An 11,500-nucleotide genomic window follows, 5' to 3' on the forward strand; every position below is an offset into this window, starting at 1 on the left:
ATTAAACCGTCTTCTCCAATGAGACCATCGGGGCTAGCCCCCGCCATTTCTATTGTGGGGTGTTGGATAAAGCCGCACTTTGTTATATCGGCATCATAAATGAAGCCATATTCTCTCAAGGCATCATCTTCATGTTCGATACCCCATCTCATATCTTCAGTTTCATAATAGGGGCTTGTTTCGCCTGTTAAGCGCTCTGTTATGAGTTTGATTTTGTAGTCTTCATATTTGCTTGTAGGCAATCCTTTTGCTGTCTTACTGAGTATGTTGTAAACATTAGATGCGGTGACTTTACCCAAGCGCGCTTGAAACCATTCTGCTGTTCTTTGTTCCATCTCACACCGCCGTTCTTTGTTCTTGTGGTGCATATTCTATATCTTGGACGTGAATATATTCGGCATCTTGTATAGGCGCTTCTATTTGCTTTTGTTGTAGGAAAGATTGTTCTTTTTCATGCTGTCTCTTTTGCAAAACATCCAAAATCCTTTGTGCTCTTTCATCAGGAAGATCTTCAAGCTTTTGGACTCGTCCATACTCAAGCACTTTTTCTTCTTCTGTTTGAGTGATGTTTATTAATTGTTTGATTTGCGTAAGCACGTCATAAGAAACTAACTTCGTTTGTACGTTATGGTTTGCTTCATGGATACGTGCGGCTTCATCTTCTTCATAAATACCGGAAAGCCCGAAAGCATAGCGAGCACATTGTATAGTGGCTTTATGGCGCAACATACGTGCGGGGTATTTTTTCCAAGGTTCACTGTGGGCTTGTTCGCATTCTTTGAGATATTCGGTGACTTCGATAGGATCTTTAATCCCTTTGAGACGAATAGCACATTTGATAGCAATGATAGTCCCATTCTCATTGAGTTGATCTTGAAAGGTCATGCCATCAAAGTCAGGATTTGATTTGATGATCTTTATCCAACCGTCGATAGAAACAACGGGTATGATGCCGCCGCCTTTTTTAGGGAATGCATAGATTTCTTTTGTTAAAGGGTTAAGTCCATAAGTATTGGCAACAAAAAGAAAAACGGCAAATTCTGCATCAGTGATGACATTAGCATTTTTATCTCCAATACAAGTTTTTATGATTGTGGCTCGAAATTCTTCAGCAGAAAATCCATATTTTTCTGCCATTTCTTTTAAAAAAGTGGAATTTGTCATCTTGATTTCCTACATTGCGCGCAATTCACCCGTGGCGTGAATCACGCTGGTGTTAAAAGACTGGTTTTGGGGTGTTAGAGTTTTGTCTTTACAGGTTGTACAATCCGATCAATTGGAATGCGTTTTATATATGCACAATGATCAGAATATAGCGTCAACAAGAAAGATTCATCTGAATTAGGTGGTATCATTTCAAATCTAGTGCATGCAAACGGTCTGAATTCGTATGAAAATGCAAAGCATTGCGATCCTATGAGTTCCATTGGCACGATATTCTCTTCACTTAAGAAGGCATCTATTTTGTCTTTAGAGATTATGGTATCTACATAGGGCTCGCCCTTATCTCCAGAGATCGTTATACAAAGTTCACCTGGATTGTGGGTATTTCTCACAACTAACTGCGAACAAAAAGTAGGTTTAATTTCATATCTATACATAATAATTATCTTCTCTCGCTCGTTGTGATAATACTGCCTCCACGAACCTCTGAATCTCCGTAAATGTGTGCGTTACCATACACTTCTGCATTGCAATGAACACTTGCATTTTCGTAAACATGTGCTTTTCCAAAAATACGACCACCATATATTTTTGCGTTATGATGAATTGTTGCATTTTCATAAATATTTGCAAAATAACAAACTTTTGAGTTATCAAATACCTTGGCATTGTTGTAAACTTTTGCACCGCTATAAACCATGGCATCATCATAAACCCAACAGTCTCCTTCATGACTTAAGTTGCTCTCACCTTCTATAAAGCCGCCTAGGTCACCTTTCTTGATTTTTCCGAAGCTTCTCAATGAACGTATGCGGTGGAGAGTTCTGCCATCAAACTCAATTGTTTCATCAGTAAGTTCATATTTTTTTTCCATGATTACTATTTCTCACGTTCTACGATTACGGTGGAGCCACTAATTTTACAATTTCCAGCAATATCTACACGACAGCAAATATATGCTTGATTGTAAATTTTAGCATTTCCGTAAACGTGTACACTTTCCCCTATAACAGAATTCCCATAAATCCGCGCATAGTCAAAAACCTTGGCATTATCTCCAACAGAAGCACCACCAACTTCGGCATAATCAGAAACTTGTGCATTTCCATAAATTTGTGCATTCCCATAAACCCGCGCATCATCATAAACTTTGGCATTACCGTAAACTTGTGCATTGCCAAAAATCCAACAGTCTCTCTTATGGCTTAAGTTGCTCTCTTTTTCTATAAAACCGCCTAGGTCACCTTTTTTGACATATCCAAAGTCTCTTAATGCTCTAATTCGGTGAAGAATTCTTCCATCAAACTGAATTGTTTCATCAGTAAGTTCGTATTTTCTCATCTGGTTTGTTCCCTAGTTGAGATTCTTCTATCGTCATTAATCCAGTCGTCCCAACATACACATGCATCACCGTAAATTTTTGCATGACCGTAAACATGCGCATCACCGGAAACTTCTGCATTGCCGTAAACACGCGCCCTATCGTAAATGTGTGGCTCTTCGTAAACTTGTGCATTGCCATAAACTTCTGCATTATCAAAAATGTGCGGTTCACCGCAAATATATGCATCACCGTAAACTTCTGCATGACCGTAAATGCATGGTTCATCGAAAACTTCTGCTTTGCCATAAATACGAGAATTGTCGTAAACCTCGGCATAACCGTAAACATGTGCATTTTCGTAAACCTTAGCATCATCATAAACCTTGGCATAGCCCCCAACCCAGCAATTGCCATCATGACTTAGATTGTCTTCTTTCTCGATATAGCCGCCAAGATCACCAGCCTTGACATCATCGAAATCCCTTAATGCACGAATGCGGCGGAGCGTTCTGCGCCCAACTTCGATTGTTTCATCAGTCATTTCGTATTTTTTTTCCATGGTTTTACTCCTTTAAGTTAGATTCTGCCTTTGTCGTTCTTGCAAAAGAACGGCATTGCATTGTGTGGTGAATTTTTTGAAAAGGTGGCGTCTTTTAAAAACGCCTTTAGCTTTTAAAGCACATCACAAGGACGCAAACGGTGTTGTTTTTCGTAAGAACCATACATTGCATCATCATATTCGCGCTGTTTTATATCATCTAAAAAAAAACCGTATGCTGAACTATGCGTAACAAAGTCGTGAGGAATGTTTCCGTTGAAACACTGCTCTTCACATTCTTTAAGATAGAATTCGGCAATATCTTCAGAGATGTCTTCGCAACGATTAGTCGTTGGTTCAATACGCAAGATTTGGACAGCATTATCGGCTTGGTCGATAAAATTGATAATGTCCTTTTCTTCGAAGAAAGTTCCATATTTAGCGAGATTTTGCTCTTCATTTTCGCACATCACTAAGAGAATTTCATCAGATTTTATAAACACTGGTTTTGTCACAAATGCCTCCATAGAGCCTATTGGCAAAAGTTATTTTCTAAGATATGGAGTGAACATATTTTCGATTTTAGAATAAGTCAATATAATTTTTCTAAAATAGAAAAAAATTTTTTTAGTGATAGACAAATAGTCTACACAAAAAAGTAATTTAATTTTCATTTCAATGTGGAGAAAATTCTGTATGAAGCAGTATAAAAAAGCTCTAAAAATATTTTCGTCATTAACAAATGAGCAAAAACGGGTGGTTATTTTTCATCTTCTTCTTGCAAAGATCGTAGAAAAGAAATGACAGCTTTTCTATGTTCTGGCTTTGCCGAGGAATATAATTTTAAAAAATAATCATCACAATTATCGGGTATAAAATGAGGGGGGAGAGCTTTAAAAAATGAAGTTAATCTAACGAGTTCATCAGCAGATATACTTCTACTTTCTTTATCATCATCGACAGAAAGCATTTTAGACACAACAGATGTATGAAGTCCCATATGTTTAGCTAATTCAGTTCGGGACCCATGACCCATTGTTTTAAGTTTTTCATTTGCCCAAATTTTTATTTCTTTTTGAATATCCATACTTACCAATATTCCTGTTGTTTTAAAAAATATCAACATTTCTATTTTAGAAAAAATATTGACATTTTTTCTATAATCGAATAAATGCCCGTTTGATAAATAGAGAAATTAAAATGAATATCAAAAATTCAGCGGGTACGATTATAAAATATTTAGGTGGTGCGAAACGTGTATCATTGATTTCTCAATGCCATGTGTCTGCTGTTTATAAATGGACTTATCCTTTAAAAAAACTAGAGGGTAAAGGCGGAATTATACCAGCTAAATACCAAATTATGCTCTTAACCTACGCACGTGATCATGGGATAGATTTGCGTCCAGAAGATTTTTTTTATCCCGAGCGCTTGCAGAGATTAATGCAAGAGCAACACCCCCCAATTACGAAAATTTGCAAAAGTTCCAGCGTTGATAGCGCGCGTGAGACTTTGCAGCCTTAAGGAGGTGATGATGGCTGTAGAAAAGAAATACGAACTTACTGATGAAACAATTGAGTTTGCTGGAAAAACTCTTCACCGCATTCGTGCACTGAGAGACTTTGGTGATGTTAAAGCAGGTGATGTTGGTGGTTTTGTAGAGAGTGAAGGCAACCTCTCTCATGAGGGCGATTGTTGGGTTGGGAATAGGGCATGGGTTTATGGTGATGCACGTGTTTTTGGCAATGCCAAGGTTCTTGGTTTTTCTCATGTTTATGACAATGCCCGTGTTTATGAGAATGCCAATGTTCTTTTAGCAGCTGCGATTTATGGCAACGCCAAGGTTTGTGGTAATGCGCATGTATTTGGCAATGCCAAGGTTTGTGATGAAGCTGCGGTTTTTGGTAATGCTTACGTTTACGATAATATCCATGTTTATGGCAGCGCCAAGGTTTATGGCAACGCCAAGGTTTGTGGTTATGCCAAGGTTTGTGATGCTGCTAAGGTGTTCGGTCATGCCGTGGTTTATGGTAAGGCCAAGATTTATGGAAATGCATATGTTTGCGGCACTGAAGAATATGGTGGCGACAGAGTTTATATGTGTTCACATAATGCAAATGAAGCGCATAAGAATGATGATGGTAAGCCTCGTGTAGAGCTTATACCGCCGTTGGCACTGCTTGAAATTGGTAAAGTTTTAGAGTTTGGGGCAAAGAAGTACGGAGCAAACAATTGGCGTAATGGCATGCACTGGAGCAGGTTACACGGTGCTGCTTTACGTCATTTATTAGCATGGTTTGGTGGAGAGCATAAGGATGCTGAGAGTGATTTATCACACTTGGCACATGCGGCTTGTTGCATTCTTTTTTTAATGGAATGCGAAGCACAACAGATTGGTCATGATGACCGCCCTCATAAAAATTAAAGGAGATAAAGATGAGTTCGAATGAAATTTTATGGATAGCAGTGGTTTCAGTTTTGCTCTTAAGCGGAGTGATGTTTCGTATTGCATTGCATTATCGCAACCAAGTTAAAGCACTTAAAGAGCAGGTTCAAGATCTTAAGAAAGAAATGAGAGAGAATGAGTTTAGGTATTTAAAGGAAAGCAAGCAGACAATTGATCAATGTGATGCGGATCTTGAACAATGCGACAAGCTAATTGAAGAACTGAAGCAAGAGATTGAAGAACGTGACGAGGAAATTGAAGAACTTAAGCAAAAGATAGATGCGTACCGAGAAGAGTTTAAACGGAAAAGTGAAAAGATACAGGCACTAAAAGCAGATGTTCAATCACGTGATACGGAAATTCAAAGACTAACACAAGAGCTTAAACAGCGTGATGAAGTAGTAAAAGCGCCGGCTCATAAGAATAAGAAGAGTAAGAAGAAGGGTAAGTGAGGAGAGAAAGATGAGTTTAGTAGCAATTGTTATTTCCTTAATTGCGAATGTGATTTCGTTTTATGCTGTTCATGACTCTTCTAAAAGAGTGCGAAGGCTTAGAAAAGAGCTAGCAGAAAAAAATGAGTTAATAACGTCACAAAAAGCATTGATGGAAGGACAGCTAGCAGAAAATGAAGAGAAAATACAACATTTACAAGAATTACAAGCAAACGTGCAAGAATGTTTAGAGAAAAGCACTAAAGGGCAAGAATGTGTGATGTCATATGAAAATATTTATGAAAATATTCAAGTCTCTAAAGCTGTTCGTACGCTTGTAAGAGAGTTTATAGAACTAAATCCCATTACAGATGAACAAGAAGATAGATCGCAGGAATTATTGCAACAATTAATGAGGGATGAGCAGACAAAGATTCAAGCAATTAAAGTTGTTAGAGCTTTTGAAGAATGGTTTATACCACGAAATACCATTACATTTGCACAACTAGACTATTGGCCGAGGTCTCAAGAGTTATTGGGGCATTTATTGGGGTTAAAGCCACTGACATGGGAAGATCTTGCTAAAAAAAGTCCTGAGGAACAACAGAGCTATCTCGTACCTGGGAAAACTATAGTGGATTGAAAGCATTTTTTAAACGAATACAGTGAGCGAAAAAATTCACTTTTTCTGGTGGATTTTCAGGATCTATAGCAGTGTGTTCCATAGTAAATATTAGATAAATTAATGGATTTTTCTTGAGAGGCGAAATGGTAAGAATTAGTTCTAATGAGCCAAAAGCTATGAGGCTAAATGGGTCAATATCTCCATGTATTAGAGGCTCTGTTTGGGGTTGTTTAAAACAGAGGTATTTGGAGCTTTGGGGCTGGATTTGGTATATATCTCCGAGGGGAAAAACGGTTGAATCAGTAAATCCACGATAGACTGCGTGAATAAATTTATAATTTCTATCATTCTCTATACTGATGGAATTAATTTTAATTATGTGTTTTGTAGGATTTGCAATGGTTAATAATATATCAATTAATAATTGTGATTTATTATCAGGATCATTATGCATCACTATACGCTGTACAAAAACATTAAGTTTTCTCTGCTCTAGAATTTCTGTCTGTTTTTCTAGAACGTTAGCAAGCTTTTCCATTGATATTGCTTGTTGTTTAGTTGAATTAGCTATGTCCATGGCATTAGCTAATTCTGTTTCAAATTTTTCTCGGTCTTCTCTTCTGAACTTTGCAGCTTCTATTCGATCTTCATTTCTTAAATTCAATGTCTGTTTAATAGAACGAAAAGCAAAAATTGCTGATAATAAAGCACCAACCGAAGAAAGTGCAGAAAATAATACAGAAAACGCTGAAAATAATACAGGATGCTGTTCTATCCAATTTAAAACTGCTTGCATATTTTACACACCGTTCTTTCTTTCATTTTCGGAAAAAAACAACCTAATAAAACACATTGTGTATGGAGAGGCGCAGTGAATAACACGATTCTTTGTTTTGATCTAGGTACCAAAACGGGGTGGGCGATACGTGGTGCAAGTGGTGACATGTTCAGTGGTACCGTGAATTTTCAATCGCGCCGTTTTGAAGGCGGTGGAATGCGTTACTTGCGTTTTAAACAATGGCTATCAGAAATAAAGCAGACAGCAGGTCAAATTGACGCGGTGTATTTTGAAGAGGTGCGTCGGCATGTTGGTACAGATGCAGCGCATGTTTACGGTGGTTTGTTAGCAACGTTAACGGCGTGGTGTGAACAGCATCAGATACCGTATGAGGGGATACCAGTAAGTACGATTAAGAAAGCGACGACAGGCAAGGGGAATGCGTCGAAAGAAGAGATGATTAAGGCGGTGCGTGCAAAAGGGCACAATCCGAAAGATGACAACGAAGCAGATGCTTTAGCAATTTTATATTTAGTTAAAGAAAGGGAATTGGGGTATGTCCAGTAAATTACCATGGACGAGGCTTTTTGCAGACAGATGGCTTGTTACTCTTGGTTGTTTGTCGCCGACCGAGAAATGTATCTATGTCATGTTGCGACTTCTAATGCTCCATACTGGTGAGCCTATTTTAAAGGACTTAAGGGTATTAGCTTTTTGGGTTGGTTATCCAGTAGAAGAGTTTGAAACAGCTTTGAATTCCTTGATTGAAGGTGGATTCATCATACGTTTAGACAATGGTGGGTTGTGGAATTCAGAAGTTGAAAAAGAACTCAATAACGTCACTGAAGAGCTAGATAATTTCACTTGCAATAATAATAAAGAAAGGGAGGTGAAGTATGTCAACTAAGTTGCCATGGACGAGGCTTTTTGCAGACAAGTGGGCAATAGTTGTTGATTATTTGCCTGCTGTAGAGGGCAATATCTATATGCGATTACGGTTACGTATGTTGCATACTGGTGAACCTCTTTTTTATAATATTAAAGTTTTATCTCATTACACTGGTTATTCAGTGAAGAAGTTTGAAGCGGCACTGAATGTTTTGCTTGAAGAAGGATATTTCATTCGTTTAGCAGATGGTCGCTTGTGGAATTTAGATGTTGAGGAAGAACTCAATAACTCTAATGAGAATTTAGATAAAGCTTCGGAAAAGGCATCAAAAGCAGCAAAAGCTAGATGGGATAAAAACAAAGATAAAAGTAATGACGATGCACGTGCAATGCATGAGCAATGCACAAGTAATGCATACGCAATGCACGAGCAATGCTTGGAAATGCACAATAACATTAACATTAACAATAACAAAAAAAATAAAAATATTATTTTATCAAAAAGAGAAATTGATTTTGAAAATTTAGAAACAAACGATTTTGTTGAAAAGGCAATCGAGTGTGATGTTGAAAGCCAATCAGAACAAATCAAAACGATAGAAACCAAACAACCAATCATTCACGAGCAAAATATCAATCTTTCAAACGAAGCTAACAACCGATGGCAAATTGACGAAGCGATGATTGCGAAATTGCCTTCACGAAAAGTTAAAAAGGTTGGAAAAAAACTTTCAGAAATCTTTGACACGATGATGCCTGCTTATTTTCCAGAGAAAGCAAACTTTTTTGAAGAAACTAAGAAAACAAGCGAAAAACAAGACGTTGAAAGAATACTAGAAGATTTCAAACCCGATTTTCAATACGCAACTGAACAAGGATTAACGCATGATGAAGCCTTATCAGAATTTGAAAAATTTGTACGCTTTTCAAAAACCAACCCATGTCGAAATGCAAATGAACGCGATTGGCAAAGCGCTTGGGATAATTGGATTACGCATCCAGAATATGGATTGGTAATTAAGAAACACAAAAAATTAGAAACGGAAAAACTATATGCAACCGCATGCTATAAATCATCATCAAACAATTTCGCAAACAACCTTTCAGAAAGATTTAGCATACCCCCAACAGCGATCTACGCTTAAAGACACTTATGGATCAGAAATAGAGCTTTTTTCGGGAGCATCAGTCATGAAATCGTATTTAAAAGGATCCGAAAAAACAGCAAAGTAGTGAAATTTGCTGAACGTTTTGAGAATAGACATGCGTTTAAATTGACAGAAAGGCACCGTACAGAGCGATTTAAAGATTTTATGATAAAAACCACATTGAAATTAAAAACGCTTCTGTACGGTCCATTTTGAGGCAAATAAACCCATTGGTAAAGTTATGGATTTAGATTAGGGGATATTAAACCAGATGTTTTTAAAAAAACGTAAACAGAAAGGGCAAAAAAAGTGGGTTGCAACGGCGGTGGGGCATGCACCATGGGGATTAGGGGTAGCAGAGTATTTTTATAACCTTTACGAATATGATGATGGCACAAGAGAATACGAAGAATTTGACGGTGGTCAGTATCATGAGATGCCTTGCAAAGTTGATTATAGTACCAAGGCTCAAGTGAAAGCGTGGGTTTATGGGGGTGGTATTCCGCAAAGCGTTCTCAATTACGAACCTCTTATAGATGAGCTCAATAAAGAGATCAAAAAATTATCAAAAACCGCAGGAAATAAATATGTTTACAGATAAGCAGCTAAGAGCCTTGTTTGGTATTATAATTTTTATATTTTTATGCTTTTTAGGAATTAAAAAAAATCCCTACTTTATCCAAGGTATTTTGATATTTGCATCTTTTGGTTTGATAATAATAACAAATATTTTTGTACTTTTATGCAATTCTCATATTCCTTTTGAGTTGCAGAACAATCCAAAATACAAACGCGGCAATACAACAGGTTGGAAGACATTAACACGTGATTTACAACAGTATTTGCACAGACTTTTAAAGCTAATAAGTTTAGCACTTGTCGTTTTAATTTTTCCAAATAGTTATACTGTATTTTGGTATTTAGATATCGTTATTTGGTACTTTTTTTTAGTTTATTCATTCTTTCTCATGTTGCATACACGCAGTTTAATAAACATGTCCATTTACGCACTACATTTTATACTAAAAACCAAAAGTAAAATTTAAAAGCACTTGATATTCAATGATGTAGGTATCAAAATGAAAAAAATAAAAAATACGTATTGACATTAATAAAAGGTTCGTTTAGAAAGGCGTCAAGTGTGTAGAAACACTTGCGAATAGCGGATAGGTTACGATACAGCCTCTCCCATGCCTTTTAAAATACTGACTTTCTTTTATGCTATCATTGGCATATAACGATTTATGTCGGGTGTAGTGTGTTATACAATACCCTTTTTAGGGGAAAGCACACAGCGGACTATTCGCCGTGTTTCTAGCGCCCGACGCCCTTATAGGGTGTCAATAGAAACCTTCTTTACGAATAGGATTACTAGCATGAAAGCTACAGTTAAAAATCAAAAAACATCTCCAAAATATCAACTCACCAATCAAACAATTCTTCGTGAGGGTAAAAAACTTTATCGCATTAAGGCGTTAAGAGATTTTGGTGATGTTAAAGCTGGTCAACTTGGTGGCTATATTGAATCTGAAGAAAATCTTTCCCATGATGGTAATTGCTGGGTTGGTGATCAGGCCATTGTTGTGAGCCCTGGTCGTGTTTACGAAAATGCGCAGGTTTATGGCAATGCAGGTGTTGGTGGTTTTGTATATGGTAATGCTCGCGTCTACGATTCAGCAAAGGTTTTTGCCAATGCCCATGTGTATGATAATGCCCATGTTTTCGATAGTGCAAAAATTGTAAGTAAAGTGCATGTTTATGAAAATGCCAATGCATGTGGCATGGCTATTGTTACTAAGAATATTTGTGGTGACACAATGAAGAATGTTTATACAGAACGCCTTTCTCCTTATGGTGAAATTTGCTTTGTTATGTGTCGTCCTCATAGGAAAACAGCTTAAATAACGCGCGGGTGCGGCGGGGGCGCCTTCTTTAAACCTCTTATTAAAAATTTATTCAAATGTCAGATTAGGGAGCTACCTATGACCACTACAACTGTATCTAAAAAATATGAATTTACTAATGAAAACTTCACTTTTGATGGTCTTACTTTACACCGCATACGTGCTCTAAGAGATTTCGATGATGTTAAGGCGGGGGACCTCGGCGGTTTTATTGAAAATGAAAGTAACTTATCCCATGATGGCAATTGCTGGGT

The 11,500-nt window shown here is 37.3% G+C and carries 18 protein-coding genes; 10 read left to right on the plus strand and 8 right to left on the minus strand.

Features of this window, described 5'->3' with window-relative positions; translation table 11 throughout:
- The 7 genes from ACFIKY_RS08250 to ACFIKY_RS08280 all read right to left on the minus strand — a co-directional run.
- Positions 1-335 (minus strand): lambda exonuclease family protein (locus ACFIKY_RS08250; RefSeq protein WP_375661676.1); only part of this gene is annotated, 335 nt, incomplete at its 3' end.
- A gap of 1 nt (position 336) precedes the next feature.
- Complete coding sequence (gene bet / locus ACFIKY_RS08255) at positions 337-1,164, minus strand: phage recombination protein Bet (RefSeq protein WP_375661677.1); 828 nt, start codon at positions 1,162-1,164, stop codon at positions 337-339.
- 442 nt (positions 1,165-1,606) lie between these two features.
- Positions 1,607-2,038 carry a hypothetical protein gene (locus tag ACFIKY_RS08260; RefSeq protein WP_252619730.1) on the minus strand — a complete coding sequence of 144 codons (432 nt, stop codon included), beginning with the start codon at positions 2,036-2,038 and terminating at the stop codon, positions 1,607-1,609.
- A 5-nt stretch (positions 2,039-2,043) separates the two neighbouring features.
- Entirely contained in the window at positions 2,044-2,505 is a 462-nt protein-coding gene (locus ACFIKY_RS08265) for a hypothetical protein (protein WP_375661678.1), read from the minus strand.
- Complete coding sequence (locus ACFIKY_RS08270; RefSeq protein ID WP_375661679.1) at positions 2,502-3,047, minus strand: hypothetical protein; 546 nt, start codon at positions 3,045-3,047, stop codon at positions 2,502-2,504. Before ACFIKY_RS08270 ends, ACFIKY_RS08265 begins: the two co-directional genes overlap by 4 nt.
- Positions 3,048-3,160: 113 nt before the next feature.
- The gene (locus tag ACFIKY_RS08275; RefSeq protein WP_375635681.1) at positions 3,161-3,541 is read right to left on the minus strand and encodes a hypothetical protein; all 381 of its coding nucleotides are present in this window, start codon (positions 3,539-3,541) and stop codon (positions 3,161-3,163) included.
- Positions 3,542-3,786: 245 nt separating this feature from the next.
- Positions 3,787-4,113 carry a hypothetical protein gene (locus tag ACFIKY_RS08280; RefSeq protein ID WP_273788722.1) on the minus strand — a complete coding sequence of 109 codons (327 nt, stop codon included), beginning with the start codon at positions 4,111-4,113 and terminating at the stop codon, positions 3,787-3,789.
- A gap of 113 nt (positions 4,114-4,226) precedes the next feature.
- Between ACFIKY_RS08280 and ACFIKY_RS08285 the strand changes: the two genes are divergently transcribed.
- From ACFIKY_RS08285 to ACFIKY_RS08300, 4 genes are all read left to right on the plus strand, one after another.
- The gene (locus ACFIKY_RS08285; RefSeq protein WP_375661680.1) at positions 4,227-4,550 is read left to right on the plus strand and encodes a hypothetical protein; all 324 of its coding nucleotides are present in this window, start codon (positions 4,227-4,229) and stop codon (positions 4,548-4,550) included.
- Between the two features lie 574 nt (positions 4,551-5,124).
- A complete protein-coding gene (locus ACFIKY_RS08290; RefSeq protein WP_375610982.1) occupies positions 5,125-5,451 on the plus strand; it encodes a dATP/dGTP diphosphohydrolase domain-containing protein in 327 nt (108 codons plus the stop codon).
- An 11-nt stretch (positions 5,452-5,462) separates the two neighbouring features.
- The gene (locus ACFIKY_RS08295) at positions 5,463-5,924 is read left to right on the plus strand and encodes a hypothetical protein (protein WP_375661681.1); all 462 of its coding nucleotides are present in this window, start codon (positions 5,463-5,465) and stop codon (positions 5,922-5,924) included.
- 10 nt (positions 5,925-5,934) lie between these two features.
- Positions 5,935-6,546, plus strand: coding sequence for a hypothetical protein (locus ACFIKY_RS08300; RefSeq protein WP_375642657.1), 612 nt, complete (start codon positions 5,935-5,937; stop codon positions 6,544-6,546).
- Here ACFIKY_RS08300 and ACFIKY_RS08305 read toward each other — a convergent pair.
- Complete coding sequence (locus ACFIKY_RS08305; RefSeq protein ID WP_375661682.1) at positions 6,533-7,324, minus strand: hypothetical protein; 792 nt, start codon at positions 7,322-7,324, stop codon at positions 6,533-6,535. The genes ACFIKY_RS08300 and ACFIKY_RS08305 overlap by 14 nt on opposite strands.
- Before the next feature lie 75 nt (positions 7,325-7,399).
- On the opposite strand from ACFIKY_RS08305, the gene ACFIKY_RS08310 reads away from it, so the two are divergent.
- The 6 genes from ACFIKY_RS08310 (at position 7,400) to ACFIKY_RS08335 (ending at position 11,243) form a co-directional block, all read left to right on the plus strand.
- Positions 7,400-7,873 (plus strand): crossover junction endodeoxyribonuclease RuvC, encoded by a 474-nt coding sequence (locus tag ACFIKY_RS08310; protein ID WP_375661683.1) that lies wholly within the window; start codon positions 7,400-7,402, stop codon positions 7,871-7,873.
- On the plus strand, positions 7,863-8,213 hold the full coding sequence (locus ACFIKY_RS08315; protein WP_375661684.1) for a DUF1376 domain-containing protein: 351 nt from the start codon (positions 7,863-7,865) through the stop codon (positions 8,211-8,213). Before ACFIKY_RS08310 ends, ACFIKY_RS08315 begins: the two co-directional genes overlap by 11 nt.
- Complete coding sequence (locus ACFIKY_RS08320) at positions 8,203-9,339, plus strand: hypothetical protein (protein WP_375661685.1); 1,137 nt, start codon at positions 8,203-8,205, stop codon at positions 9,337-9,339. The genes ACFIKY_RS08315 and ACFIKY_RS08320 overlap by 11 nt, the downstream gene beginning before the upstream one ends.
- A gap of 274 nt (positions 9,340-9,613) precedes the next feature.
- Complete coding sequence (locus tag ACFIKY_RS08325; RefSeq protein WP_375661686.1) at positions 9,614-9,943, plus strand: hypothetical protein; 330 nt, start codon at positions 9,614-9,616, stop codon at positions 9,941-9,943.
- Positions 9,930-10,388, plus strand: coding sequence for a hypothetical protein (locus tag ACFIKY_RS08330; RefSeq protein ID WP_375661687.1), 459 nt, complete (start codon positions 9,930-9,932; stop codon positions 10,386-10,388). Before ACFIKY_RS08325 ends, ACFIKY_RS08330 begins: the two co-directional genes overlap by 14 nt.
- 330 nt (positions 10,389-10,718) lie before the next feature.
- Entirely contained in the window at positions 10,719-11,243 is a 525-nt protein-coding gene (locus ACFIKY_RS08335; RefSeq protein ID WP_375635673.1) for a hypothetical protein, read from the plus strand.
- Positions 11,244-11,500: the final 257 nt, after the last annotated feature.

Source organism: Bartonella sp. CR127HXZ (assembly GCF_042194555.1).
Lineage (GTDB): Bacteria > Pseudomonadota > Alphaproteobacteria > Rhizobiales > Rhizobiaceae > Bartonella > Bartonella grahamii.

What these genes read in the sequence shown, in the direction of transcription:
- ACFIKY_RS08305 (WP_375661682.1), bottom strand. Translation starts at nt 7,324, where the DNA reads ATGCAAGCAGTTTTAAATTGGATAGAACAGCATCCTGTATTATTTTCA.
- ACFIKY_RS08335 (WP_375635673.1), top strand. Translation starts at nt 10,719, where the DNA reads ATGAAAGCTACAGTTAAAAATCAAAAAACATCTCCAAAATATCAACTC.
- bet (WP_375661677.1), bottom strand. Translation starts at nt 1,164, where the DNA reads ATGACAAATTCCACTTTTTTAAAAGAAATGGCAGAAAAATATGGATTT.
- ACFIKY_RS08270 (WP_375661679.1), bottom strand. Translation starts at nt 3,047, where the DNA reads ATGGAAAAAAAATACGAAATGACTGATGAAACAATCGAAGTTGGGCGC.
- ACFIKY_RS08295 (WP_375661681.1), top strand. Translation starts at nt 5,463, where the DNA reads ATGAGTTCGAATGAAATTTTATGGATAGCAGTGGTTTCAGTTTTGCTC.
- ACFIKY_RS08325 (WP_375661686.1), top strand. Translation starts at nt 9,614, where the DNA reads ATGTTTTTAAAAAAACGTAAACAGAAAGGGCAAAAAAAGTGGGTTGCA.
- ACFIKY_RS08285 (WP_375661680.1), top strand. Translation starts at nt 4,227, where the DNA reads ATGAATATCAAAAATTCAGCGGGTACGATTATAAAATATTTAGGTGGT.
- ACFIKY_RS08290 (WP_375610982.1), top strand. Translation starts at nt 5,125, where the DNA reads ATGTGTTCACATAATGCAAATGAAGCGCATAAGAATGATGATGGTAAG.
- ACFIKY_RS08265 (WP_375661678.1), bottom strand. Translation starts at nt 2,505, where the DNA reads ATGAGAAAATACGAACTTACTGATGAAACAATTCAGTTTGATGGAAGA.
- ACFIKY_RS08330 (WP_375661687.1), top strand. Translation starts at nt 9,930, where the DNA reads ATGTTTACAGATAAGCAGCTAAGAGCCTTGTTTGGTATTATAATTTTT.
- ACFIKY_RS08315 (WP_375661684.1), top strand. Translation starts at nt 7,863, where the DNA reads ATGTCCAGTAAATTACCATGGACGAGGCTTTTTGCAGACAGATGGCTT.
- ACFIKY_RS08300 (WP_375642657.1), top strand. Translation starts at nt 5,935, where the DNA reads ATGAGTTTAGTAGCAATTGTTATTTCCTTAATTGCGAATGTGATTTCG.
- ACFIKY_RS08260 (WP_252619730.1), bottom strand. Translation starts at nt 2,038, where the DNA reads ATGGAAAAAAAATATGAACTTACTGATGAAACAATTGAGTTTGATGGC.
- ACFIKY_RS08280 (WP_273788722.1), bottom strand. Translation starts at nt 4,113, where the DNA reads ATGGATATTCAAAAAGAAATAAAAATTTGGGCAAATGAAAAACTTAAA.
- ACFIKY_RS08320 (WP_375661685.1), top strand. Translation starts at nt 8,203, where the DNA reads ATGTCAACTAAGTTGCCATGGACGAGGCTTTTTGCAGACAAGTGGGCA.